The 25770-nt window shown below is 63.8% G+C and carries 23 protein-coding genes; 18 read left to right on the top strand and 5 right to left on the bottom strand.

The window, feature by feature from the left end:
* Window positions 1–19: 19 nt before the first annotated feature.
* From BSY17_RS10155 to BSY17_RS10125, 7 genes are all read left to right on the top strand, one after another.
* The gene (locus BSY17_RS10155) at window positions 20–2443 is read left to right on the top strand and encodes a response regulator (protein ID WP_069065431.1); all 2424 of its coding nucleotides are present in this window, start codon (window positions 20–22) and stop codon (window positions 2441–2443) included.
* Window positions 2444–2529: 86 nt separating this feature from the next.
* Window positions 2530–2886: a response regulator gene (locus BSY17_RS10150; protein WP_069065430.1), complete on the top strand. Its 357-nt coding sequence runs from the start codon at window positions 2530–2532 to the stop codon at window positions 2884–2886.
* 102 nt (window positions 2887–2988) lie between these two features.
* On the top strand, window positions 2989–4062 hold the full coding sequence (gene recA, locus BSY17_RS10145) for a recombinase RecA (protein ID WP_069065429.1): 1074 nt from the start codon (window positions 2989–2991) through the stop codon (window positions 4060–4062).
* A 321-nt stretch (window positions 4063–4383) separates the two neighbouring features.
* Window positions 4384–5172, top strand: coding sequence for a transglutaminase-like domain-containing protein (locus BSY17_RS10140; protein WP_069065428.1), 789 nt, complete (start codon window positions 4384–4386; stop codon window positions 5170–5172).
* Between the two features lie 108 nt (window positions 5173–5280).
* Window positions 5281–6087, top strand: a complete 807-nt coding sequence (locus tag BSY17_RS10135) for an ImuA family protein (RefSeq protein ID WP_069065427.1) — start codon at window positions 5281–5283, stop codon at window positions 6085–6087.
* The gene (locus tag BSY17_RS10130) at window positions 5999–7576 is read left to right on the top strand and encodes a Y-family DNA polymerase (RefSeq protein WP_150125842.1); all 1578 of its coding nucleotides are present in this window, start codon (window positions 5999–6001) and stop codon (window positions 7574–7576) included. Before BSY17_RS10135 ends, BSY17_RS10130 begins: the two co-directional genes overlap by 89 nt.
* Window positions 7573–11151: an error-prone DNA polymerase gene (locus BSY17_RS10125; RefSeq protein WP_069065425.1), complete on the top strand. Its 3579-nt coding sequence runs from the start codon at window positions 7573–7575 to the stop codon at window positions 11149–11151. The genes BSY17_RS10130 and BSY17_RS10125 overlap by 4 nt, the downstream gene beginning before the upstream one ends.
* A gap of 74 nt (window positions 11152–11225) precedes the next feature.
* Here BSY17_RS10125 and BSY17_RS10120 read toward each other — a convergent pair whose 3' ends face one another.
* The gene (locus BSY17_RS10120; RefSeq protein ID WP_069065424.1) at window positions 11226–13556 is read right to left on the bottom strand and encodes a TonB-dependent receptor plug domain-containing protein; all 2331 of its coding nucleotides are present in this window, start codon (window positions 13554–13556) and stop codon (window positions 11226–11228) included.
* A 119-nt stretch (window positions 13557–13675) separates the two neighbouring features.
* Between BSY17_RS10120 and BSY17_RS10115 the strand changes: the two genes are divergently transcribed.
* The 3 genes from BSY17_RS10115 (at window position 13676) to BSY17_RS10105 (ending at window position 16762) form a co-directional block, all read left to right on the top strand.
* On the top strand, window positions 13676–14734 hold the full coding sequence (locus BSY17_RS10115; RefSeq protein ID WP_069065423.1) for a phytase: 1059 nt from the start codon (window positions 13676–13678) through the stop codon (window positions 14732–14734).
* Window positions 14735–14841: 107 nt separating this feature from the next.
* Window positions 14842–15708, top strand: coding sequence for a prolipoprotein diacylglyceryl transferase (lgt, locus tag BSY17_RS10110; RefSeq protein WP_069065422.1), 867 nt, complete (start codon window positions 14842–14844; stop codon window positions 15706–15708).
* Window positions 15698–16762: a class I SAM-dependent methyltransferase gene (locus BSY17_RS10105; RefSeq protein WP_069065421.1), complete on the top strand. Its 1065-nt coding sequence runs from the start codon at window positions 15698–15700 to the stop codon at window positions 16760–16762. Before lgt ends, BSY17_RS10105 begins: the two co-directional genes overlap by 11 nt.
* A gap of 2 nt (window positions 16763–16764) precedes the next feature.
* On the opposite strand, the gene gmk is transcribed toward BSY17_RS10105, so the two are convergent.
* Complete coding sequence (gene gmk, locus BSY17_RS10100) at window positions 16765–17430, bottom strand: guanylate kinase (RefSeq protein WP_069065420.1); 666 nt, start codon at window positions 17428–17430, stop codon at window positions 16765–16767.
* Window positions 17431–17524: 94 nt separating this feature from the next.
* Here gmk and BSY17_RS10095 point away from each other — a divergent pair, with 94 nt between their 5' ends.
* Window positions 17525–18094, top strand: coding sequence for a DUF2585 domain-containing protein (locus BSY17_RS10095; protein ID WP_069065419.1), 570 nt, complete (start codon window positions 17525–17527; stop codon window positions 18092–18094).
* Here the strand turns inward: BSY17_RS10095 and BSY17_RS10090 are convergent.
* Window positions 18091–18450 carry a hypothetical protein gene (locus tag BSY17_RS10090; protein ID WP_069065418.1) on the bottom strand — a complete coding sequence of 120 codons (360 nt, stop codon included), beginning with the start codon at window positions 18448–18450 and terminating at the stop codon, window positions 18091–18093. The two genes, BSY17_RS10095 and BSY17_RS10090, sit on opposite strands and share 4 nt — an antisense overlap.
* A gap of 49 nt (window positions 18451–18499) precedes the next feature.
* Window positions 18500–19885 carry a class II fumarate hydratase gene (gene fumC, locus BSY17_RS10085; protein ID WP_069066897.1) on the bottom strand — a complete coding sequence of 462 codons (1386 nt, stop codon included), beginning with the start codon at window positions 19883–19885 and terminating at the stop codon, window positions 18500–18502.
* Between the two features lie 349 nt (window positions 19886–20234).
* Here fumC and BSY17_RS10080 point away from each other — a divergent pair, with 349 nt between their 5' ends.
* Both BSY17_RS10080 and BSY17_RS10075 read left to right on the top strand, forming a co-directional pair.
* Window positions 20235–21017 (top strand): bacteriorhodopsin-like, encoded by a 783-nt coding sequence (locus BSY17_RS10080; protein WP_037479828.1) that lies wholly within the window; start codon window positions 20235–20237, stop codon window positions 21015–21017.
* 60 nt (window positions 21018–21077) lie between these two features.
* Window positions 21078–21986 carry a Brp/Blh family beta-carotene 15,15'-dioxygenase gene (locus BSY17_RS10075; RefSeq protein WP_069065417.1) on the top strand — a complete coding sequence of 303 codons (909 nt, stop codon included), beginning with the start codon at window positions 21078–21080 and terminating at the stop codon, window positions 21984–21986.
* Between the two features lie 44 nt (window positions 21987–22030).
* Here the strand turns inward: BSY17_RS10075 and BSY17_RS10070 are convergent, their stop codons facing one another.
* Window positions 22031–22507 (bottom strand): SspB family protein, encoded by a 477-nt coding sequence (locus BSY17_RS10070; RefSeq protein WP_069065416.1) that lies wholly within the window; start codon window positions 22505–22507, stop codon window positions 22031–22033.
* Between the two features lie 86 nt (window positions 22508–22593).
* On the opposite strand from BSY17_RS10070, the gene hisB reads away from it, so the two are divergent.
* From hisB to BSY17_RS10045, 5 genes are all read left to right on the top strand, one after another.
* Window positions 22594–23181 (top strand): imidazoleglycerol-phosphate dehydratase HisB, encoded by a 588-nt coding sequence (gene hisB / locus BSY17_RS10065; RefSeq protein ID WP_037479833.1) that lies wholly within the window; start codon window positions 22594–22596, stop codon window positions 23179–23181.
* Window positions 23182–23184: 3 nt separating this feature from the next.
* Window positions 23185–23799 (top strand): imidazole glycerol phosphate synthase subunit HisH, encoded by a 615-nt coding sequence (hisH, locus tag BSY17_RS10060; RefSeq protein WP_069065415.1) that lies wholly within the window; start codon window positions 23185–23187, stop codon window positions 23797–23799.
* Window positions 23796–24533 (top strand): 1-(5-phosphoribosyl)-5-[(5-phosphoribosylamino)methylideneamino]imidazole-4-carboxamide isomerase, encoded by a 738-nt coding sequence (gene hisA / locus BSY17_RS10055; protein WP_069065414.1) that lies wholly within the window; start codon window positions 23796–23798, stop codon window positions 24531–24533. The genes hisH and hisA overlap by 4 nt, the downstream gene beginning before the upstream one ends.
* Window positions 24530–25294, top strand: a complete 765-nt coding sequence (gene hisF, locus BSY17_RS10050; protein ID WP_037479609.1) for an imidazole glycerol phosphate synthase subunit HisF — start codon at window positions 24530–24532, stop codon at window positions 25292–25294. The genes hisA and hisF overlap by 4 nt, the downstream gene beginning before the upstream one ends.
* Window positions 25295–25461: 167 nt before the next feature.
* The gene (locus BSY17_RS10045) at window positions 25462–25734 is read left to right on the top strand and encodes a PEP-CTERM sorting domain-containing protein (RefSeq protein ID WP_069065413.1); all 273 of its coding nucleotides are present in this window, start codon (window positions 25462–25464) and stop codon (window positions 25732–25734) included.
* Window positions 25735–25770 lie beyond the last annotated feature (36 nt).

Below are 25770 nucleotides of genomic sequence, written 5' to 3'. Positions count from 1 at the left end.
TGCAAGGGGAAGGCCGATCATGGCCGCGCGGCTGAACAAGGATGGAGAAGCATGGCTGACGCAGTCATCTTCGCGCCTCGCGCTGCCGCTGTTGCTGCTGGCGGCTGGTCTGTCGGCTGCGCTCATTTTCTACGCGATCGGCCATGCCGCGCTGGCTGCCGGCTTTGCGGCCACCCTGCTGGTCATTGCCGCATTGATGGCGTGGGCGCGCCGCCTTTACCCCGCGCATGTGGCGGCGGGCGAAGCCACCCCCGACTGGACCGTGGCGCGCGCCGCGGCCGACGCCTCCAGCATGGCGATCGCCGTCACGGATCGGGCCGGGCGGCTGGTCTGCGCCAGCGACCTGTTCGGGCAATGGTTCCCCGGCTACCCCACCCCGCCCGGCGTTACCGGCGAAGCGGCGCTGACCGAAAGCCTGTCGCTTGCGTCGCGCGCCGCCTGGCGCGATGGCGAAGCGCGGGTCGAGGGGGTAGCGCAGGGCGGGCTTCGCCTCGATGTCGATATCGCCCGCACGGGCCGCGCGGAGGATTATCTGCTCTGGCGCTTCACCCCTGTCCGCCAGCCGAGCGCGCTGGATGATGTCCACCGGCTGCTGACCGGGGAGGCGGGCCGTCAATTGGGCGAAGCGGGCGTGATGGCCGTCATGATCGGTGGCGAAGGCCGCATCCGCGCCGCCAACGGTGCCTTTCTGCTCCGGGCAGCCGGACGGATCGATGCCAATATCATCGGCCGCGATTTCGCCGCGCATATGCGGGTCGATGACAAGTCGCGATTGTTCCTCGCGCGTGAGGAACAAGGCGGGCTGCCGCTCCGCCTGCTCCAGGTGCCTTTGAAACGGGCGATCCAGGCCAATGGCGCGCAGGGTTCGGCGCAGGACGGCCCGATGCTGCTGCTGCTGATCGACGAACCGGCCGGTGGTGGCGGCACGTCGGCGCTCTCCTATATCGAAACTTTGCTCTCGCTACTGCCCTTCGGCCTCGCCATGGCGGATCGCGACGGGCGGGTGCTGTTCGTCAACAATGCCTTTGCACGCGTGGTGGGCCTCAAGCCCGGCGAAACGCCCAGCTATCCGGGCGATCTGGTGGTGCGGGAAGATCAGGCGGCGGTCGCCGACGCGGTGCGGCGCTTTGCCGTCGGCCCGCAAATGTCGGGCGACATCGCGGTGCGGATGCGCGACCAGCCCGACGAGCCCGTAGCGCTCAGTCTGGCGGGCGTGCGCGGCCTGGGCGAAGCGGCGGTGCTGCTCAGCCTCAAGGACAATAGCGAAGAGAGCAAGCTCAAGCGGCAGGTGGCGCAGGCGACCAAGATGCAGGCGATCGGCCAGCTGGCGGGCGGCGTCGCGCATGATTTCAACAATATCCTGACCGCGATCATCGGCCATTGCGACCTGATGCTGATGCGCCATGCGCCGGGCGACAGCGATTATGACGATCTTCAGCAGATCAAGTCGAACAGCAACCGCGCCGCGGGCCTGACCCGGCAATTGCTCGCCTTCTCGCGCCAGCAGACGTTGCGCCCGCAAATCCTGCAACTGCCCGACATCGTCGCCGACGTGTCCAACCTCTTGAAGCGCCTGCTTGGCGAAAATGTGAAGCTGGAGGTCAATCATGGCCGTAACCTCGGCGCGGTGCGTGCCGACCCCGGCCAGATGGAGCAGGTGATCGTCAACCTGGCGGTCAACGCCCGCGATGCCATGCCCGAAGGCGGCACGCTCAATATCCAGACCTATGCCGTGCCCGCGATCAAGGTGCGGGAAATGCGCCAGCAGATCTTGCCCGCCGGCGACTATAGCGCGCTGCGCGTGTCGGACACGGGGCTTGGCATCCCGCCCGACATATTGGCCAAGATTTTCGAGCCCTTCTTCACCACCAAGGAACTAGGCAAGGGCACCGGCCTTGGCCTTTCCACCGTCTATGGCATCGTCAAGCAATCGGGCGGCTATATCTTCGCGGAATCGGAAATGGGGCGCGGGGCGAGCTTCGTCATCTATCTGCCGGTCTATGCCGGCGCCGATGCGCAGGAGGTCGCGCCGGTCAAGGCGCCGGTCAAGCGCAGCGAAACATGGGGCACCGGCACGATCCTGCTGGTGGAGGACGAAGACATGGTCCGCGCCGTCGCCGAACGCGCGCTGACGCGGCAGGGCTATACCGTGCTGACCGCCAATGACGGCGAACAGGGGCTCGAAGTGCTGGCGAATACCGACAGGATCGACCTGCTCATTTCGGATGTGGTCATGCCCAATATGGACGGCCCCTCGATGGTCGCCCGCGCCCGGCGCGCCCGGCCTGACCTGCCGGTCTTGTTCATGTCCGGCTATGCCGAGGAGCAATTGCGCAAATCGATCGACATCGCCAATGTCGCCTTCCTGCCCAAACCCTTTTCCGTCAGTCAGCTAGCGGAGGCCGCGCGCGACGCGATGGCGGTCAGGTCGCCGATCGATTGAGCTTGCGTTGGATCAAAGCAATTATGCTGGGCAAGCCTGCGGCGATACGGTAGCGGACGAGCATCGCAAACAGGGGACTGCCACGCATGACTGAAGGCAAAAGCATTTTGATCGTCGAAGATGAAGCGATGATCGGGATGATGCTGGAAGATTATCTCGACGCATTGGGCTATCGACTACATGCGGTCGCGGCGAGCGTCGATGAAGCCTGCGCCTATGCGCGCGACGGTGGTTTCGACGCGGCGCTGGTCGATTGTAATCTTCATGGCGAAAAAAGCTGGCCGGTTGCCGACCTGTTGGCGCAACAGTCGATTCCCTTCGTCTTTGCGACCGGCGGCATGGCCGACGATCTGCCGCCGGTGCATGCCGACCGACCGACATTGGCCAAGCCCTTTACCATCGGCGCGGTCGAACGGGCGCTCGGCAAGATATTCGCGGCCTGATAGGAAATTTCCGTTCTCCCCTTGTTCTGGTAGAACAAAAGAGATACATCATGACCAAGACGCCGACCGAGTCGGCGGCTCCGCTTGACAGGAGATTGGCTCATGACCGCAATGCTATCCCTCATCGATTCCAAGAAGAACGGGACTATGGACAGACAGAAAGCATTGGACGCGGCGCTGGCCCAGATCGACCGCGCCTTCGGCAAGGGCAGCGCGATGAAGCTGGGGTCGCGCGAGAAACTGGAGATCGAGGCGATCTCGACCGGCTCGCTCGGACTCGACATCGCACTTGGCATTGGCGGCCTGCCCAAGGGGCGGATCATCGAGATTTACGGCCCGGAAAGTTCGGGCAAGACGACGCTGGCGCTGCACGCCATCGCCGAAGCGCAGAAGATCGGTGGCACGGCCGCATTCGTCGATGCCGAACATGCGCTTGATCCGGGCTATGCCAAGAAGCTGGGCGTCAACATCGACGAACTGATCGTGTCGCAGCCCGATACGGGTGAGCAGGCGCTCGAAATCGTCGATACGCTGGTGCGCTCCAACGCCATCGACATTCTGGTGATCGATTCGGTCGCGGCGCTGGTGCCGCGCGCGGAAATCGAAGGCGAGATGGGCGACAGCCATGTCGGCCTGCAGGCGCGCCTCATGTCCCAGGCGTTGCGCAAGCTGACCGGCTCGATCTCGCGCTCCAAATGTATGGTCATCTTCATCAACCAGGTGCGGATGAAAATCGGCGTGATGTACGGCAACCCGGAAACCACGACGGGCGGCAACGCGCTCAAATTCTACGCCTCGGTTCGCCTCGACATCCGTCGCACCGGCCAGATCAAGGATCGCGACGATATCGTCGGCAACGCGACCCGCGTGAAGGTGGTCAAGAACAAGGTCGCGCCGCCGTTCAAACAGGTCGAATTCGACATCATGTATGGCGAAGGCATTTCCAAGATCGGCGAAATTCTCGACCTTGGCGTCAAGGCCGGGATCGTCGAGAAGTCGGGTGCCTGGTTCTCCTATGATTCGATCCGCATCGGCCAAGGCCGCGAAAATTCCAAGACCTTCCTCAAGGGCAATCCCGAACTGGCCGACAAGCTGGAAAAGGCAATCCGCAGCAAGACTGAAGCGGTGGCCGAAGCCCTGATGACCGGACCCGAAGCGGATGACGACGACGAATAAGGGCTGCCCTCCTCGTCCGGCCGGATCAGCCGGACGAGACAGCCTGGCTCGTTCGCGCTTTCGCTTCACGCACTGAAAAGGCCCGTCCCGTGGTGGGGCGGGCCTTTTACCGTGATCGGCGAGGCGGGGGCGGTCCGCGTTCCGATAGGATCAGCCGGGCGCAAGATTATGTCGAAATGTACGGGAAAAGTGCGAAGTTAAGCGCCCGCCACCATCTCCCTTGCCTTGTGCCTGCGGCTTCGCAATGCTGCTTTTGGAGCATGCGGACCCGGACTCCCTATCCGCGCGTTTGGCGCATATTCCCTGACAGAAAGGCATCCCATGCGCGTCGCGATCGAAGCGATACTGGACTATGATTTCGCCCAGCCAACCGACGTGCTCCTGGCGGTGGAGGCCGCCGCGATGCCCGACCAGCGCATCGTCGAACAGTCCCACATCATCCAGAATGCCGGGCCTTTGACCAACAAGATCGGCGGCAATGGCATTGGCCGTCGCACCTGGACCCGCACCGGCACCGGCCGGATGGTCAGCACGTTCCGCGCGACCGTGGACGTGGAGCGGCCGACCGTCGATCTCGCCACCCTCGACAAAAGCCCGCTGCCCAGCCTGCCCGAAGATGTGCTGCCCTTCATCTGGCCAAGCCGCTATTGCGAAGCCGACCGGTTCGTCAGCTTCGTCTGCGGCCATTTTCCCGATCTGGAAGGCGGCGCCTTGGTGCAGGCGCTGGTCCAATGGGTGAACGAGAATCTGGTCTATGTGTCGGGTAGCTCCGACGCCACCACCACGGCGGCCGACACTTTCGTCGCCCAGCAAGGCGTCTGCCGCGACTTCGCCCACCTGACCGCCGCCCTTATCCGCTCGCGCGACATTCCCGCACGACTGGTGTCGGTCTATGCGCTCGGCCTTGAACCGCCGGACTTTCACGCCGTGGTCGAAGTCTGGCTCGATGGCGCCTGGCATCTGGTCGACTCGACGGGCCTTGCGCCGGTCGAAACCATGGTCCGCATCGCCGTCGGCCGCGACGCCACCGACATCGCCTTCATGACCATCTTCGGCGGCGGCCAGATGAACGCCCAGTCGATCAGCGTCACGCCGGTCGACGCCGAATAATCGTCCGATGGGGCGGCGCGGCCGTCGCCCCATTCGACTCCAATCATCGCTCCTGCATTGACAGCGACCCCGCTTGCTCCGAAAAAGAACATAAAGGGAACAAGTGGAATGGCCGAGTCGATTCACAGTCTCGCCGCGCTCAAGCGGCATATCGCCACGCTGGACCGCGCGCCAGCGGTGGAGGCCTCGCCGCGCTTTACCTGTGGTCCTGCCGCAATGGACGCCGCACTGGGCGGCGGACTGGCGCAAGGCCGCGTGCATGAGATTTTCGCCAGCGTCGAAGAGGAAGGCGCCGCCGCTGGCCTCGCCCTGCTCTGGATGCGCCAGGCCGGGCGCGACGCACCCTTATTGTGGCTGCGCAACGCGACGGCGGTGCGGGTGGCGGGTGCGCCTTATGGTCCGGGGCTGGCGGCGCTGGGACTGGACCCGCAACGGTTGCTGATCGGCATGATGGCCGACGACGCGATGCTGCTGCGCGCCGCCGTGGATGCTTTGCGTTGCCCGGCGCTGGGCGCGCTGCTCATCGATCTGCGCGGCCCCGCGCCCTTGCTGGACCTGACCGCGAGCCGTCGATTGGCGCTGGCGGCGGAAACATCGGGCGTGACCGCGCTGCTGCTGCGGATCGGCGGTGATCCGGTGCCCAGTGCCGCCGAAACGCGCTGGCGCGTGGCGGCGGCCCCCTCCGCCCCGCTGTCGGGCCAGGCACCAGGCCAAAGCGCCTTCGATATCACCCTGCTGCGCCGCCGGGCAGGGCCGGACGGAATGACGTGGCGACTATATTGGGACAGCAACAGGGGCGAATTTGGAGACGCGGCAGATGAACGCCATGACGATGACGACATCCGCGACGCGCCGCTATCTGGCGCTGCATTTTCCCTTCCTGGCGCTGGACCGTCTGCGGGTCGCGCGGCCTGATCAATGGGCGGCGGGCGGCAACGGCCCGGCGGTCATCGTCGAACCGGTGCGCGGGGCGATGCGGCTCGCGAGTGTCGATGCCGACGGGTTGGCCATCGGCTTGCTGCCGGCCATGACCCTGGCCGACGCACGCGCGCGCGAACCGGACCTGCGCGTGTTCGATGCCCAGCCGCATGCCGATCAGGATTGGCTCGAACGGCTGTGCGATGGCTGCGGGCGCTACACCCCCAACGCCGCGCTTGATGGTCCCGACGGGCTGATGCTCGATATCAGCGGCTGCGATCATCTCTGGGGTGGGGAAGAAGCGCTGGCACGCGACGCGGCCGACCGGCTGGAGCGCTATGGTATGCGCGTGCGCCATGCGATCGCCGCCAGTCCCGAAGCGGCCCACGCGCTCGCCCGCTTTCCCGTGCCCCCCGCACCCGACGAAGCGGCAACGATCCGCCGCCTGCCGGTAGAGGCGTTGCGGCTGGAGGATGAAAGCGCGGTGGCGCTGCGCCGGGCGGGCCTGCGGACGGTGGGCGATCTTGCGGCCCGTCCCGCCGCGACGCTGGCGGCGCGCTTCGGCGCGGAAGCGGTCGATGCGCTCCATGCGCTGTTGGGACTGGGGCACCGCCCGCTCGCGCCCCGCCGCGCCAGCCCCGCCATCCGCATCGACCGCCGCTTTGCCGAACCGATCGGCAGCACCGCCTATGCGCTCAAGCGGCTGGAGGAGATGGCCACGGAAGCCGGCGAGCAACTGGCCGAACGCGGGCAGGGGGGGCGTCGGTTCGAAGCGGTCTTTTTCCGCAGCGATGGCCTCGCCTTCCCGCTGCGCGTCGAAACCGGCCTGCCCGTGCGCGATGCCCCGTCCATCCTGCGGCTGATGCGCGAGCGGATCGACGCCTTGTCCGATCCCATAGATCCCGGCTTCGGCTTCGACATGCTGCGCCTGACCGTGCCGCTGGCCGAGCCGATGGCCGCCACTCAATTGGCGCTCGAAGGGGGCGAAGCGCGCAAGGGCGAAAGCGTGGCGGCGCTGGTCGATCGGCTGTCGATCCGGGCCGGGCGCGGACGCATCCAGCGACTGGTGCCGCGCGACAGCCATATTCCGGAACAGGCGCAACTGGCGCTGCCCGCCGTCGAGGTGCGCGCGCCCGCCGACTGGGGGCCGGTCGGCGAACCGGGCGACCCGCCGCTGCGCCCGATCCATTTGTTCGATCCGCCCCAGTCGATCGACGTGGTCGCGGGCGTGCCCGATGGTCCGCCGCACCGCTTCCGCTGGCGGCGCGCGCTGCATGACGTGGTCCGCTTCGAAGGCCCCGAACGGATCGCGCCCGAATGGTGGCGTGCGAAGGATGGCGCAATCGAGGGGGACAGTATCGGCAAGACGCGCGACTATTACCGGGTCGAAGATGCGCGCGGCCGCCGCTACTGGCTGTTCCGCCACGGCCTCTATGGCGCGGAGACGCCTGACCCCGGCTGGTATCTCCACGGCCTGTTCGCATGAACAGCCGCCGCAAAGGACCGGACCCAGCCAAGCCCAAATCGGCCGACCGGCCCGAACTGGATCAGTTCGCAGCAAAGCATGCGGCTGGAAGGCGGGTGGAGGAGCATCGACCTCTGGACAAGGGGGGACCAGATTTCGCCGAACTGGTGGCGATGAGCCATTATAGTTTCCTTCATGGTGCATCGCATCCCGCCGACTTGGTCGGACAGGCGATCCATCTCCGCCTCAAGGCGATCGGTATTGCCGACAGGAACAGCGTGGCCGGTGTCGTTCGCGCGTATGTCGCGCTGCGTGAGGCACCGGACAAGGCACGCGCCGCACTGTTGAAAGCGCGGGAGGAGAAGGGCGAACCCGCCCTACTGACACCACAGGAAGAAGCAGCGTGTGAAACCGACCTGCGGCTGATCGTTGGCGCGCGGTTGGTGTTCGTCGATGGCACGCCGGACATCATCGCCTATCCAACGACCCGCCTGGGATGGGGACGGCTGACCCGATTGCTGACCAAGGGGAATATCCGGGCGGTCAAGGGCGACTGCATTCTGCGGTTTGGCGATTTGCTCGTGCATCTTGAAGATATGCTGTTGATCGTCCTACCCTTTTCTACCGGGCAAGCGCAGCAGGCCCATCGCGCACCCCCTGTCTATGCGGCCGACGAAGAAGAAGAAGAGACGCCTGCCGGGCATTTGCGCCTGGTGCCGCCTGCTTCCCCACCGACATGGCAACAGGTAGCGCAACGATTGCAGGAAAAGGCACCCGGCCGCGTCTGGCTTGGTCTGTCCATGCGCTACGAAGGCCGCGATGCCCGCCATATGGCGATGATGCAAGCTGTCGCCAGGGAATTGGGGGTGCCGCTGATCGCGACGAACGACATACTCTATGCCGCCGAAACCGCACGTCCCGTGCAGGATGTCCTGACCTGCATCCGGACGGGTACGACCCTCAGAACGGCGGGTCGCCTATTGCACGCCAATGCCGAACGGTTTCTGAAACCGCCTGCGGAAATGGCGCGGCTCTTTGCCGCCTGCCCCGATGCGATTGCCGAAACGATCCGGTTCATCGCCCGCATCGATTTCAAGCTTAACGACCTTCAATATGAATATCCGCATGAGCCGGTTCCCTCCGGCTGGTCACCGGACGATTGGTTGGAGGATATGGTGCGGCGACGGGCGAAACGGCATTATGGCCGAGCGTTGCCGCAAAAAGTCAGGGCATTGATCGGCCAGGAACTGCGGCTGATCCGCATCCAGAAATATGCTTATTATTTCCTGACCGTCCATGACCTAGTCCGGTTCGCCCGCACCCGAAAGCCGCCCATATTATGCCAAGGGCGGGGATCGGCGGCCAATTCCATCGTCTGCTTCCTGCTGGGCGTTACATCGGTCGATCCGATGAAGCATGACCTGCTTTTTTCCCGTTTCGTGTCGGAAGAGCGCGACGAGCCGCCCGACATCGACGTCGATTTCGAACATGAGCGGCGCGAGGAAGTGATGCAATATATCTATCGCCGCTATGGCCGCGAGCGGGCGGGCATCGCTGCGACCGTCATCCATTATCGGTCCCGCAGCGCGCTGCGCGAAGTGGCCAAGGTGCTGGGCCTCAGCGAAGATGTGGCGATGCGCTTGTCGGCGACGATATGGGGCAGCCATTCCGGTGACCTGGGCGAAGCGCGGATTATCGATGCTGGCTTCGCCCTCGACAATCCGGAGGTCGTGCGGCTGCGGGGGCTAGTCGAGCAACTGATAAAAGCACCTTTCCCGCGCCACCTGTCGCAGCATGTCGGCGGCTTCGTGCTGACGCAGAATCGGTTGGACGAAACCGTGCCGATCCACAATGCCGCCATGCCCGACCGCAGTTTCATCGAGTGGGACAAGGATGACATTGATGCGCTGGGCTTGATGAAGGTCGATGTGCTGGCGCTTGGGATGCTCAGTTGCATCCGCAAGGCTTATCAACTGATGCGCTGTCACGGACTGGGGGATCACGACCTGACGGTCGATATCAATTCCGATGATGCAGCCGTTTACGACATGCTGTGCAAAGGCGACAGCATCGGCGTGTTCCAGGTGGAGAGCCGGGCGCAGATCAATATGCTGCCGCGCCTGCGCCCCCGCACCCTTTATGATTTGACGGTCCAGGTCGCGATCGTGCGGCCTGGACCGATCGAAGGAGATATGGTCCACCCCTATCTGCGGCGGCGCTGCGGGGAAGAGGAGCCGGAATTTCCGCATCCCGCACCACCGCATAATCCCCATGAATTGAGAACATTGCTTGGGGCCACCTATGGCGTGCCGCTGTTTCAGGAGCAGGCAATGAAGCTGGCCATCGTCGCCGCGGGCTTCACCCCGTCGGAAGCCAACCAGCTACGCCGCGCCATGGCGACATTCCGCAATGTCGGCACCATCCATCATTTCCGCGAAAAGCTGGTCAAAGGCATGACCGCGCGCGGCTATCAGCGCGATTTTGCCGAACGCTGTTTCAAGCAGATCGAAGGCTTTGGCAGCTACGGCTTCCCGGAGAGTCACGCGCTCTCCTTTGCCCGGCTCGTCTATGTGTCGGCCTGGCTCAAATGCCATCAGCCCGCGGTCTTTGCCTGCGCGCTCCTCAATGCGCAGCCGATGGGCTTCTACGCGCCAGCGCAACTGGTGCGGGACGCGCGCGCCCATGGCGTGACCGTGCAGGGTGTCGATGTGAATGCCAGCCAGTGGGACAATGGGCTGGAGCCGATCGACCGGGCGCGCCGGACGGATCGGGGGGAGGGGACGGGGCCAGCCCTGGCGCTGCGGCTGGGGTTGCGACAGGTCGATGGGTTTCGCGAAAGCTGGGCGGCGCAGATGGCGGCGGCGCGGGCCGACGCCCCCTTTGTCAGTATCGAGGATCTGGCGCGCCGGGCGGGCCTGCCCGCGCGCGCGCTCCGCCTGCTCGCCGACGCCGATGCCTGCCGTTCCTTGGGGCAGGACCGGCGCGCTGCCTTATGGGAGGCACGGCGCACGCCGTCCGACGAACTGCCGCTCTTCGCTGCGGCGCGGCGACAGGATCGGGCGGCGCGGGAACTGGGCGAGGAACCAGACGCCATGCTGCCCGCCATGCCGCTCGCCGAGCAGGTGGCGACCGATTATCAGGTGACGCGCCTGTCGCTCAAAGGTCATCCGATGCAGTTTCTGCGCCCAGCCTTCGCCGCCGAGGGCGTGCTGAGTTGCGCGCAGGCGAGCGCAGCCAAAAATGGCGCGCGGGTGCAGGTGGCGGGCGTGGTGCTGGTGCGGCAACGGCCGGGCAAGGGCAATGCCGTCTTCATCACGATCGAGGATGAAACCGGCGTCGCCAATATCCTGCTCTGGGCACGGCTGTTCGAAATGCAGCGGCGCGCAGTGATGGCATCGCGGCTGATGCTGGTGGAGGGCGAAATCCAGCGCAGCAAGGAAGGCGTCGTCCACTTGATGGCTGTTCGCGTGCATGACCGCAGCGACGCGCTGGGCCGCCTGACCCACAGCGGTGACGGCACCGGCAACCCCCCACCGCGCACCGCCACCCATCCGCGCCAGGTACGGATATTGCCGGGCTCGCGCGACTTTCATTGAGGGGATGGCGAGTGGCTCAACAAAAAAAGGGGCCGCGCACCGCGCAGCCCCTCCCTTTACGACCTGATGCTGGATCAGAAGGCGTAGCGCGCCATGATCTGGAACACGGGGCCGGCCTTTTCGCTTTCCAACTCATATTCGTCGAAGTTGCGATCGATCTGGTCGGCCAGATTGTCGAACTTGTTGAATTTCTCGGCCTTGGCACCGTTCAGCAGGTTGGAACCGACCGCGCGAATGGTGAAGGTCTTGCCGAAGCGCTTTTCAACGAAGATTTCGAGGTCCGCGCCATAGGTGGTGGTCACTTCCTCGGCGATCACCCGGCCAAAGGCGCTACCCTGTTTGCGATAGGTCGCACCGAACGCCGCGCCCGCTTGCGGCAGATCCTGGATGAAGCCGAAATTATAGACATATTTCGACTGATCGTTGAACCGCCGTTCCCCCAGCGCGTCGGTGATCTTGCTGTCGAGCAGCGAGAGGTTGCCGAAGATGCCGGTATTGGGCAGGCCGATGAAGCCAAGGTCCGAAGACAGGTCAAATTCCACGCCCCACACCTTGCCGTCACCGACATTCATCGGCTGGTATACGAACGTGCCTTCGCCTTCGGAGCCTTCTTCGCCGGTATTGGTCAGTTCGATCAGATTCTTGACGTCGCGATAGAAGAAATTGACGCCGAAAATGCCGCCCGTTCCCATGCGATGTTCATAACCGATGTCGAAGCCCCAGGCGGTTTCCGGGCCAAGCTGCGGATTGCCGAGCAGGTCGCTGTCACCCACTTCCTCTTCCAGAACCGCCGGGGTCAGATAGTTGAATTCGGGGCGACGCAGCGTGCGCGCGACCGACCCGATGATGCGGTCATTGCTGGTCAGCGAATATTTGAACGACGCCGATGGCAGGAAAGCATCATAGCTGCTGTCCTGGTCCGCGATCGCCGCCGCGACCGTATAGTCGGTGATACGGACCTTGGTATTTTCATAGCGCAGGCCCGCCTCCCACTTCAGGCTGCCGCTGTCACCTTCGATCAAGGCAAAGGCATCGCGCCGCTTTTCCTTGATGCGGTTATCGCCGCCGTCGATCGCTTCCACATCATCAAAGGCGGTGGCAAGATCGGTCGGATCCTGGCTGAACTGATCCCAGGTGAAGCTGCCAGTGCCTTCCTGCTCAGCTTCGAAAATGCCGCTGCGGCGATTCTTGTCCTGATAGAAGCCGCCGAACACGAATTTCATGCTGTCATTGAGCGGAACCTCATGCTCCAGCTTGGCCGAAAATTCGCTGTCCTTGATATCCGTTTGGGTCAGCGTGCCTTCAAATTCAGGATCGTCCCCTTCATCCACGTCGAAGCCGATCTCATATTCGGTTTCGGCCCGGTCTTCGATGAACTTGGCATAGCTCAAACGCAGCGATGTTTTACCTGCCGCCCATTCATGGCTCAGCTTGCCGTCGATCGAGAAATTCTCTTGATCAATCTTCGAGACGTTCGCATTGTCGCTCAGCAGGCTGCCGACGGGAACCGGGCCATTGACGGCGGTCGGATCGTCATATTCAAAGCTGCGTTCCGTTTCGGTCCGGTCGGTCTTCACATAAAAGCCGTTGAGCTTGAACGTCGTGTCGCCCGCGTCGATCTGATAGCTGCCGTTGAAGCTGTAATCCTTGCCGTCGCGGGTATCGCTCTGGTCCTCGCGATTGTCGAAATCGTCGGTCACATAGTTGGCGTTGTTTTCCGGCGAATCGCCGTAGCGCAGGCTCTTCTTCTGCTTGGGATTGTGACGGCCCTGCAGGTTCGCGCCCAGCAACAGACGGCCGGGACCGACCTGACCGCCCCAGACCAGGCCCAGGCTCGGTTCGATTTCCTTGTCGTCATAATAGAGGCCGCCTGCCCGGACATAACCGCCATTCAGTTCATAGCCGTCGCGCAGATTGATGTTGAGCGATCCCGCAACCGCATCGCCCGTGCGACGCGCGGAGGAAGAGCGGACAATCTCGACGCTGGAGATCAGTTCGGCGGGGATGCGGTCGAGGAAAAAGCTGCGGTCGGCGCTGCCGCCGGGGACGCGCTCGCCATTGATCAGGATCTGGGTATAGCCCGGCGGCAGGCCGCGCAGACGCGGCGCGTCGCTTTCGATGACGTCCGACAGAAAGGTGACGGAGGGCACGCGCTTGAGCGCATCGCCAGCGGTCAGCGGCTCGAAACGCTGAAAATAGTCGGTGCCATATTTCAGCACGGGTTCGGGGGTGTCGGTGCGATCGCGATAGCCGATACCAGCAATGACGACGATGTCGGCCGCCTGGGTAATCGGCCCGTCCGTCTTGGCGATCTCGTCGGCGGCAGCAGGTGCCTGCGCCTGGGCGGAAACGGAAAACAGCGCAATCGATGCGCAACCAAACAACAGCCACTTACTCGCGACCATATCTGCCCCCTATTGAGAATAGTTTAATTGACCAGCGGGCCGTGTCTTGTATCTAGCCCGTCGAATTGGGCCGCTAGGAGGTATTCGTGACCGCATCGCGAAAGAAATATTACAGTTCGATGATTTCGGGTTTCACTTTTATTACATTGTCGGCCTGCGCCGCCGGCGAAGTCGAATTGCCGATCGCCGTGCGCATCGCCAACGCCACCCCGGCGGTGTCGGTGACCGCGCGTGGCGAAACGACGCCGGTCGGCACCACCAATGCCGATGCGGCCGATGATCCGGCGATCTGGCGCAATGCGGCGAACCCCGCCGCCAGCCTGATCGTGGGCACCGACAAGAAGGCGGGCGTCTATGTCTATGGGCTGGACGGCAAGGTGCGCGACTTTCTCGACGCGGGCCGGGTCAATAATATCGACCTGAAGGATGGCGTCGCGATCAACGGCGGCACGGGCATTCTGGTCGTCGCCTCCGACCGCAATGATGTCGCACGCGCCAAACTGGCGCTGTTCCGGCTTGATCCGGCGACGGCCAAGCTGACGGCGCTCGGCACCATCGATGGCGGCGCGGGCGAAGCCTATGGGGTGTGCATGGGGTCGGACGCTGCCGGTCTCTATGCTTTCATCGTGCTCAAGGACGGGACGATCAACCAGGTCGCGCTCGATGCGTCGGGCGCATCGCCCACGGGCCGCATCGTGCGAACGATGAAGCTCGGCACCCAGTCGGAAGGCTGTGCGGTCGATGACCGCACCGGCACGCTCTATGTCGCGGAAGAGGATGTCGGCCTGTGGCGCTTCGACGCGCGAGCCAGCGGCAGCACCACGCCCACGAAGATCGCAGCCGCAGACGGCAAGAATATCGTCGCCGATGCCGAAGGCGTCGCGATCGCCCCGATCGGAGAGAAGGACGGCTATGTCCTCGTCTCCAGCCAGGGCGACAATGCCTATGTCGTCTATCGCATCAGCGACGACAGCTATGTCGGCCGCTTCCGCGTGGTCGACGGCGCGATCGGCGGGTCGGAGGAAACCGACGGCATCGAACTGATGCTGGGCGATTTCGGCCCCGCCTATCCCGGCGGCCTGTTCATCGCGCAGGATGGCCAGAATGGCGCGGCGGCGCAGAATTTCAAGCTCGTCGCCTGGGCCGATATCGTCAAGGCTTTGGGCCTGCCGCAATAGGACGCGGGGCCGGGACGACCTAAACCGTCCCGGCTGCGCCACAGCCTCTTGGTCTTGGCCGGGGCTTCCTCTATGGCAGCCAACGTCTTGCCACTAAGGAAGCCGATTTGATCCTGGACCTTGCCGCCGCCGCTTCGAGCGCCATTCGTTTCGAGGATCTGGGGCTTAGTCCCGTCGCCCTCGACTTGGGGTTCTTCACGCTGAAATGGTATAGCCTCGCCTATCTGGCGGGCATATTGATCGGCTATTGGTATCTGCTGCGCCTGATCGCGCAGCCCGGATCGCCGATGGCCCGGCGGCATGCCGACGACATGATCTTCTATGCGACGCTGGGCATCATCATCGGCGGGCGGCTCGCCTATGTGATCTTCTATCAGCCGGAAATCCTGCAAAACCCGCTCGATATCCTCAAGCTCTGGAATGGCGGCATGTCCTTCCACGGCGGCGCGGCGGGCGTCTCGCTCGGCATCCTCTACATGGCGCGCAAGGAGAAGCTGTCCTGGCTGCGCATCCACGATTATGTCGCCTGCTGCGTGCCCTTCGGCCTGTTCTTCGGCCGCCTCGCCAATTTCGTGAATGGCGAATTGTGGGGCAAGGAAACCGATGGGCCATGGGGCATCATCTTTCCCACCGGTGGGCCGTTCCCGCGTCATCCAAGCCAACTCTATGAAGCCGCGCTGGAGGGGGCCGTGCTGTTCGCCATCCTCGCCTTCGCCTTCTGGCGCACCCGCGCCCGCTATCAGCCGGGGATGCTCGTGGGCATCTTCCTGCTCGGCTATGGCTGCTTCCGCTTCGGCGTCGAATATGTGCGCGAGGCTGACGCGCAGTTGATGGAATTCGCGGCGCGCACCGGTCTGCATATGGGCCAGTGGCTGTGCTTGCCGATGATCCTGGGCGGCCTCTACCTCATCTTCACCGCCAAGGGCCGCCGCGTGCGGGTGGAGCCGATAGCGGGCAGCGCGAGTGTCAGCTGAACCGCTACCGCTGGCGGAACGACTGACGCGGCAAATTGCGGCAGGCGGGCCGATCTCGGTCGCTCATTATATGGCCGAATCGAACCAGCATTATTATGCGACCCGCGACCCGCTGGGGCTGGAGGGCGACTTCACCACCGCGCCCGAAATCAGCCAGATGTTCGGCGAGTTGGTGGGCTTGTGCCTGGCCGATGTCTGGATGCGGTCGGGGCGGCGGCCCGGTGCGCTCTATGCCGAGCTGGGGCCGGGCCGCGGTACGTTGGCCGTCGATGCGCTGCGGGCGATGGAGCGCGCGGCGCTCGCCCCCCGCGTCCACTGCGTCGAGACCAGCCCTGTCCTGCGCGACCGGCAACGCGGGCTGATCCCCCATGTCACCCATCATGACAGTATCGACAGCTTGCCGCATGAAGGACCACTGCTGGTCGTCGCCAATGAATTTTTCGATGCCCTGCCGGTGCGTCAATGTATCCGCGTCGGCGACGAGTGGCGCGAGCGGGTGGTGATCCGGCGCGAGGCGGACGCTGCCTTTCTGCCCGTCCCCGGCTATCGCCGGATCGAATCGGGCCTGCCGCCGATCGCCGCCCAGGCGCAGGATGGCGCGATCATCGAAACGCCGATCGTCGGTGCCGGCATCGCCTACGCCCTGGCGCAGCGCATCGCGAAGCAAGGCGGGGCGGCAATCATCATCGACTATGGCTATGAAGGGCCGCTGCTCGGCGACACGCTACAGGCCGTCAAGGCGCACAAGTTTGCTGATCCCTTTACCGATCCGGGCGAGGTGGACCTGACCACCCATGTCGATTTCAGCGTCATCGGCAATATGGCGCGACAGGCGGGGCTGCGGGTGCATGGCACGGTGGGGCAGGGCGATTTCCTGCGGCAATTGGGGATCGATCCGCGCGCCGAGCAACTGGCCCGCGCAACGCCCACGCGCGCGGGAGAGATCGAGGCGGCACGGATGCGGCTGACCGATGAGGCGGCGATGGGGACGTTGTTCCGGGTGATGGCCTGGACCCACCCCGACTGGGCGGACCCGGCGGGCTTTACGGCCTGATCTTAATCGTCCTGATGATAGCGGCCAAGGCGACGGATGAAGCCGATCAGGCCGGTCTGGCGGCTGCGCTTCATGCGTTCGGCATGCAGGATGGTCTGCACGCGGCTGAAACAATCATCGGCATCGACATTACACAGCACATAATCATAGCCGTCCCAATGCGCGATCTCGCCCGCCGCGCGGGCCATCCGGCCTTCGATCACGGCATTGCTGTCCGTCCCGCGCCCGCGCAGGCGGCGTTCCAGTTCCTCCATCGACGGCGGCAGGATGAAGATGCGGACCACATCGCCCCCGGCAATCTGGTGCAATTGCTGCGCGCCCTGCCAATCGATGTCGAACAGCACGTCCTTGCCGGACTTTAGCATCGCTTCCACCGGCGCGCGCGGCGTGCCGTAGCGCTGGCCAAAGACATGTGCCCATTCGAGAAATTCATGGTCGGCCGTCATCTGGCGGAAGGCTTCCAGATCGACGAAATGATAATCCTTGCCATCGACCTCGCCCGGCCGCATCGGCCGAGTGGTGGCGGAAACGGACATGGACAGGTCCGGTTCGGCGGCAAGCAGCTTGCGCGCGATCGTGGACTTGCCCGCGCCCGAAGGCGAGGACAGAACGAAGAGAACGCCACGGCGCTGGAAATCGGGCGTTTCGATCGGGATATGCTCGGCCATGGCCGCTAGTGACGCTTGGGACAGGCTTTGGCAAGAGGCCGGATGACGGAAGGACAGGCTTTGGCAAGAGGCCGGATGACGGAAGGAACAGGATATGCGCCGCAAGCACGCCGCCAATCGCCTGGGTTTCATCCTTGCGGGGCTGATCGTCGTGCTGACCGGCGTCATTCTGTTCCTGATGCAAAGACCGCTGATTTGCGCCTGTGGCACCGTGGAATTATGGCATGGCGCGCTCGATAGCGGTAACAGCCAGCATATCGCGGACTGGTATAGCCTCAGCCATATCATCCATGGCTTTCTCTTTTACGGCGGCACCTGGATGGTGCTGCGGCGGCGACCCATCGGCATTCGGCTGGCCGTCGCGGTGGCGATCGAGTCGGCGTGGGAAATTCTCGAAAATTCGCCGATCATCATCGACCGGTATCGCACTGCGACGATCGCGCTTGGCTATTCGGGCGATTCGATCGTCAATTCGGTGAGCGATATCGGCATGATGGCGCTGGGCTTCCTGTTCGCATCGCGCGTGCCGGTCTGGCTGACGGTCGTGGTCGGCATCGGGTTCGAGCTACTGGCGCTTGCCGTCATCCGCGACAATCTGACGCTCAATATCCTGATGCTGACCTGGCCGATCGACGCGGTGCGCGACTGGCAGGCCGCGCTTTAGCCTTCGCGGGCCTTGCGCGCCTTATCGATCGGGATCGGTTCGGCTGGGGTCGGCTCGGCGCTAAGGTCGGGCAGCAATTTGGTGGCGCGCTTGCGGTCGGCTTCGCGCTTCGCCTCATAGAGCTTGCCTGCCATATAGGCCCCGGTGACGAACAGCGCCCCGGCCGGGAAACGCATGATGACCCGCTTGGCCCCCATGCCTGCGACCAGCCCCAATATGCCGGCCTTGCCTGTTGCTGCGGCTACACGCGTCGCCACGACGGTTGCGCCGACGCGGGCGACCTTTCGCAATATGCCTGCGCGCTTGGGCGAACGGACGGTGACGAGCGGGGCGGAGGGGGTGCGCAGCTTCTTCATAGAGGGTTAATGTATCGGAGGCCCACGGGTTCCACCAGTGCCATATGGATCACACCATATTTTCCGGGCGTACCAGCGCGTCGAAGGTCGCCTCGTCCACCAGTCCCAGTTCCAGTCCGGCTTCTTTAAGCGTCTGACCGGTCTTGTGGGCCTGTTTGGCGATCGCCGCCGCCTGGTCATAGCCGATCGCAGGTGCCAGCGCCGTGACCAGCATCAGCGACCGATCGACCAGTTCGGCGATCCGCGCTTCGTTCGCCTCCAGCCCCTCGACACAGCGTTCGGCGAAACTGTCCATGCCGACCGCAAGCAGATGGATCGAGCGCAGCACCGCCGCGCCGATCATCGGCTTGAACACATTGAGTTCCAGATGGCCCTGCATGCCCCCCACCGTCACCGCCTGATGATTGCCGATCACCTGCGCGGCCACCATGGTCAGCATTTCGCACTGGGTCGGGTTGACCTTGCCCGGCATGATCGAACTGCCTGGCTCATTGGCGGGCAGGTCCAGCTCACCAAGGCCGGAGCGCGGGCCGGAGCCAAGCAGGCGGATATCGTTGGCGATCTTGGTCAGCGCGACCGCCAGCGTGGCGAGGGTCGAGGAGAGGTGAACCAGCGGATCATTGGAGGCCAGCGCCTCGAACTTGTTATCGGCGGTGCGGAACGGCAGTCCGGCAATCGCCGCAATCTCCGCCGCGACCGCGACGTCGAAGCCTTTGGGTGCATTCAGCCCCGTGCCGACCGCCGTGCCACCCTGCGCCAGCGCCATCATGCCGTGCATCACGGCCGGTTCGACGCGGCTTTTTGCGCGATAGAGCTGATGCGCATAGCCCGAAAATTCCTGGCCCAGCGTCAGCGGGGTCGCATCCTGCAAATGGGTGCGGCCGATCTTGACGATGTTCGCCCAGGCCTGCGCCTTGGCATCGAGCGCGGCGTGCAGCCGGTCGAGCGCGGGAAACAGCGCTTTCACGGCCGCGAGGGCCGCCGCGATATGCAGCGCGGTGGGGAAGCTGTCGTTGGAGGATTGCCCGAAGTTCACACCGTCGTTGGGATGCACCGGCACCTTGCCGCCACGCGTGCCGGTCAGCACTTCATTGGCGATCCCCGCAATCACTTCATTGACGTTCATGTTGGTCTGGGTGCCGCTCCCGGTCTGCCAGATGACGAGCGGAAACTGGTCGTCATACTCCCCGGCCGCCACCGCCGCCGCCGCCGCCTCGATCGCATCGGCTTGTATGGCGTCCAGCCCGTGATGCCGGTTCACCCTGGCCGCCGCCTGCTTCACGATCGCCATGGCATGGACGATGCCGATCGGCATCCGCTCGGTGTCGCCGAACGGAAAATTCTCAATGCTCCGCTGCGTCTGCGCGCCCCAATAGGCGGCGGCAGGCACGTCGATCGGGCCGATACTGTCGGTTTCGGTACGGGTGGCGGGCATGGGCTTCTCCTGGTCGATGACCATTCGCATCAACATGGTCAGCATGTGGGGCCGGGCGAGAGAAAACCAAGAGTGGTCTCAGGATGGCGCCATGCAACGTCCAACGGTTCGCTATGGCCTTCCGCGCACATCATGTCTTTGGCTGATACGCCCTAAAGGCCGTATAGAAGATATAAGAAATTGGTTCGATACCGGCATGATCGAGGCAAGACGCTTCGTGCTATCCCACGGTGTTATGGGTATCTTTTTTATGCCCGCCTAATCCATATGATCACGTGGCCAGCGAAGTAAAGATGCATCGATATAATGCTCATCATTCGCTTATCGCGATTTTGTTCAGGGGTCTATTATGGATATGATTACGGCAGGCCAATATCTATTGGTCTATAACGCATTTTCGTTCACATTCGCCTCGATGGCTGCCGCCACATTATTCTTCTGGTTTGGCCGATCGCAGGTCGGGCCAGCCTATAAGACGGCATTGACGATCACGGGATTGGTCACGGCGATCGCAGCCTATCATTATTACCGCATTTTCGAGAGCTGGTCGGAAGCCTATGCTTTGACCGACGGTGTCATCACGGCGAGCGGCGTCGCCTTTAATGACGCCTATCGCTATGTCGACTGGCTGTTGACGGTCCCGCTGCTGCTGATCGAACTGGTGCTGGTGATGCGCCTGTCGCAAAGTGCGACGGTGTCTACGTCGGTCCGCCTGGGTTCGGCCGCGGCGCTGATGATCATCCTGGGCTATCCGGGCGAAATTGCCGACAACAACAGCACGCGGGCTTTGTGGGGCACCTTGTCGTCCATTCCCTTCCTCTACATCGTGTGGGAATTGTTCAAGGGGCTGGGCGATGCGATCGAGCGGCAGCCGGAAAGTGCGCGCGGGTTGATCAAGCAGGCGCGGTTGCTGACCTTCGCGTCATGGGGCTTCTATCCCATCGTCTATATGATCCCCTACACCAATCTCGCCGGTGGTGCCGTCGAAACCGGCGTGCAGATCGGCTACACCATCGCCGATCTTATCGCCAAGGCTGGTGTGGGCATCCTCGTCTACATGATCGCCGTGCGCAAATCGGCGGCCGAATATGGTGAGCCGGGCAAGCCCGCCACCGTAACGGCAGTAGGCTAAGCCTCGTCATGAACCGGCAGGCCTCTCACGGTCTGCCGGTTCACGGCCAAGGAGATGGAGATGGAGCAGAGCCATACCCGATGGGACGATTGGCGCATCGCTGGTCTGGTGGTGATTACCGCCACCACCATCTGCCTATATTGCCTTGGCGTGCCGCTCGACACATCGACAATGACTGCCCTGGCGTCGGCGACGTTGCTGATTTTTGGCATGCCGCATGGCAGCTTCGATCTGGCGCTGTTGCAAAGACATTCAACAGGCAGGGGCGTGTTCGGGTCGCGGATCGCGCTGATCCTCCTCTATCTGACCTGTGCGGGCGCCATGTATCTCCTGTGGCGGGCCGCACCTGTCGCGGCCTTGACGGCCTTCCTCCTCATGTCGGTGATCCATTTTGCCGAGGATTGGGAAGGATGCGGTTCGCCATTCATTGCCGGTGGGATCGCTCTCGCCTTGATTTCCGCGCCGTCTTTGTTGCACGGCGACAGCCTTAGCACCCTGTTCGTGACATTGTCCGGGCGGGCTTCGGCCGCCATCCTTGCTGACTATCTGCTTCTGGTGGCGCCCACGATGCTGCTGCTCGCCATCGCAGGGGTCGCGATGCTGTGGCATATCGGCCGCCGCCCGTTGGCGCTTTCGGCGGCCTGTGCCTTGCTGGCGATGCTGGTGCTGCCGCCAGTCATGGGATTCGCCCTATTTTTCTGCCTCGTCCACTCACCCATCCAGTTCCGGTCTCATGCCACCGCGCTTGGATTGCGGGGGATCGACCAATGGGGTGGGACCGTCATTCCGCTCAGCCTAGGCGGACTGGGCATTGCCGTTGCGATCTTCGCCTTGGGTAGCGGACAATCCCTGCCCGATGGCATTTTCGCCAGCAGTTTCATGGCTCTGTCGGTCCTCACCGCGCCGCATATGGTCGTGCCGATGATCCTTCGGATGGCGCAGGGCCGGAAAGCCCCAGTCCATATATGACAGGGAAACGTGCCGTTTTGCTGCAATGATGCGGCCGCCCCGACCTATTTCTTTTTGCCGAAGTCCACGCTGACGACGTTGGATCCGTCTTCACTGGTGACGACCGGGCCGTCATTTTCGGCTTCGTCATGCGGTTCGGGCAGGGCGTCTGTCTGCACCTGGAACTGCAGGGCGAAGTTCACGGCGGGGTCCACGAAGGCGGTGATCGCGGCAAAGGGGATGTAGAGGTGGGCGGCGACCTGGTTGAAGGTCAGGCTCACCTCAACATGTTGGTCGCTGACTTTCAGATCCCAATATTTATTCTGCAGGACGATGGTCATTTCGTCCGGGAAGCGCTCGATCAGCCGCTTGGGGATGTCGACGCCGGGTGCCTGCGTCTTGAAGGTTATGTAGAAATGATGGGCGCCGGGCAGGCCGCCGCTGCGTTCCACCTCACCCAATACGCGGCCGACCACGGCGCGCAGGGCTTCCTGCACGATTTCGTCATAGGGAATCAGGCTGTCGGGCAGTTCATCGCTCATGGCCCAATGTCCTAACGGCGCGAATCATGCGGTCAACCCCCGCACGCGCAGATTGCATGGCGCGCACCACACGCTATAGGGCAGCCATGCGCACGGCCGAGATTCACCGCAACACAGCGGAAACCCAGATCGACGTGACCGTCAACCTTGACGGCACTGGCCTCTATTCGGTGTCGACCGGCATCGGTTTCCTCGACCATATGATCGAACAATTGTCGCGGCATTCGCTGATCGACATGACTGTCAAGACGGTGGGCGACCTGCATGTCGACCAGCATCACACGACCGAGGATACCGGCATCGCCATCGGCGAAGCGGTGGCGCGGGCGCTGGGCGACAAGCGGGGCATCAGCCGCTATGGCAGCGTCTATTCGCCGATGGACGAGACGCTCAGCCGCGTGGCGCTCGATATTTCGGGTCGCCCCTGGCTGGTGTGCAAACTGCCCTTCACGGTGCAGAAGATCGGCGAGTGGGATGCCGAGATGGTGGAGCATTTCTTCCACAGCTTCGCGCAAGCCGCCGGGATCACGCTGCATATCGAATTGCTCTATGGCGCGAACAACCATCATATCGTCGAAAGCGCGTTCAAGGGGCTTGCCCGCGCGCTGCGCCAGGCGGTCGAAATCGACCCGCGCAAGGCGGACGCGATCCCCTCGACCAAGGGCATGTTGTAAGGCATGACCATTGCCCTGATCGACTATGGCGCGGGCAATCTCCATTCGGTGCATAACGCCCTGCGCAAGGCGGGAGCACAGGATGTCGTCATCACCGCCGACGCTGATCTGGTCCGCCGGGCCGATCGCATCGTCCTGCCGGGCGTGGGGGCGTTTCGGGCGTGTCGCGACGCGCTGGTGGCGATCCCCGGCATGGTCGAGGCGATGGGCGAGGCGGTGGGCAGCCGCGCGGTGCCGTTCCTCGGCGTATGCGTCGGGATGCAGTTGCTGGCGGATGCCGGCGAGGAATTCGGGCGGCATGAGGGGCTGGGCTGGATACCGGGTACGGTGCGGCTGATCGAACCGGCCGAGCCGGGCATCAAGGTGCCGCATATGGGCTGGAACGATGTGATCCTGCAGGGCTCGCCGCCGTTGCTGGAGCCGGGCGAGGCCTATTTCCTGCACAGCTATCATTTCGAAGCGACCGACCCGGCCCATGTCGCGGCGATCACCAGCCATGGCGGCCCGCTGGTCGCGGCGGTCGCGCGCGACACGATCATCGGTTGCCAGTTCCACCCGGAAAAGAGCCAATCCTATGGCCTTTCCTTTCTTTCGCGCTTTCTGGAGTGGTGTCCTTGAGCCTCATCGTCTTTCCCGCCATCGACCTGAAAAATGGCCAGGTCGTCCGCCTGGCCGAGGGCGATATGGACCGTGCCACCGTCTATGGTGACGATCCCGCCGCGCAAGCGATGCTGTTCGCGCATGCCGGCGCGCAGCATATCCATGTCGTGGATCTGGACGGCAGCTTTGCCGGCCGTGCGGTCAATGCCGACGCGGTCGAAAAGATTGTCGAGGCGTTTCCGGGCCATGTGCAACTGGGCGGCGGCATCCGCAATCGCGAGGCGGTGGAGCGCTGGTTCGATCTGGGCGTCTCGCGGATCGTGATCGGCACGGCGGCGCTGAAAGACCCGGCATTCGTGAAGATGGCGGCGCGCGACTTTCCCGGCGGCATCGTGGTGGCGGTCGATGCGCGCGACGGTTTCGTCGCGACCGATGGCTGGGCGGCAAAGTCCGACATGCCGGTGATCGACCTCGCCCGCCGGTTCGAGGATGCAGGCGTTGCCAGCCTGCTCTTCACCGATGTTGGCCGTGACGGGATGCTCAAGGGCTGCAACATCGACGCGACCGTCGAACTGGCGCGCGCCACCGACATTCCGGTGATTGCCAGCGGCGGCGTGGCGGGCATCGCCGACATCCGCATATTGAGCCTGCATGCCGACGACGGGATCGAAGGCGTGATCACGGGCCGCGCGCTTTATGACGGGCGACTGGACCTCAAAGCCGCGATGGCGGTGGCGCGGGCGGCGGCGTGACCGTTCGCACGCGGGTCATACCCTGTCTCGACGTCGCCAATGGACGCGTGGTCAAGGGCGTCAATTTCGTAGACCTCAAGGATGCGGGCGATCCGGTCGAGCAGGCGCGGCTCTATGATGCGGCCGGGGCGGACGAACTATGTTTTCTGGATATCACCGCTACGCATGAAGCGCGCGGGACCATATTGGACGTGGTGCGGCGCACGGCGGAAGTCTGCTTCATGCCGGTGACGGTGGGTGGCGGGGTGCGCAGTGCCGAGGATGCGCGCGCGCTGCTGCTGGCGGGGGCGGACAAGGTCGCGGTCAACAGCGCGGCGGTGGTGCGGCCCGAACTGGTGGCCGATATCGCCGATCGCTTCGGCAGCCAGTGCATCGTCGGATCGGTCGATGCGCGGAAGGTTGCGGAGGGCCGCTGGGAAATCTTCACGCATGGCGGGCGTCAGCCGACCGGGATCGACGCGTTGGACCATGCGCTGCGGCTGGCAGACCTCGGCGCGGGCGAATTGCTCGTCACCTCGATGGATGGCGATGGCACGCGCAAAGGCTATGACCTGGCGCTGACCCGCGCGATTGCCGATGCGGTATCGGTGCCGGTAATCGCCAGCGGGGGCGTCGGCACGCTCGACCATCTGGTGGAAGGCGTAACGCAGGGTCATGCCAGCGCGGTGCTGGCGGCGTCGATCTTCCATTTCGGCCAGCATACGATCGGCGAGGCGCATCAGGCGCTGGCGGCGGCGGGCGTACCGGTGCGTGGCGGCTGATCACGGCGAAAGCGTCGATTTACTTTACAGTAACTATATTCGCCATCACGCCGTTAACCTTTATTTTCGGTGGAAAAGCTCGCATTTCTCGGTTCGGCACGCGCTCTGCATTATCCTTTTGCGTCTATCGCCAACCAATGGGGGTTTGGCGCAGGGAGGGTAAGGAAATGACTTTGAACAAGATGCTTTTGGCGGTCGGCGCGGCGGCATTCATGGGCGTAGCGGTGCCCGCACCGGCGCAGGCGACATTCTGGTGCTTGTTCGGCAAGTGCGGCGGCACCAGCACGGGCGGCAGCAGCTCCACCGGTGGCAGCAGCACCGGCGGCTCGTCGGGCGGCACGCCGACCCCGGTGCCTGAGCCGGAACAGATGGCGCTGTTCGCGATGGGCGCGGCGGTGCTGGTCGGCCGCGTCATGGTGTCGCGTCGCAAGCGCAAGTAAATTTAGATTGACGGGTCGCGCGCGCGGCGCTTGATG

The sequence above is a fragment of the Sphingobium sp. RAC03 genome, from assembly GCF_001713415.1.
GTDB lineage: Bacteria > Pseudomonadota > Alphaproteobacteria > Sphingomonadales > Sphingomonadaceae > Sphingobium.
The sequence above is the reverse complement of the archived record's forward strand: the minus strand, read 5'-3'. Positions and strand labels throughout refer to the sequence as shown.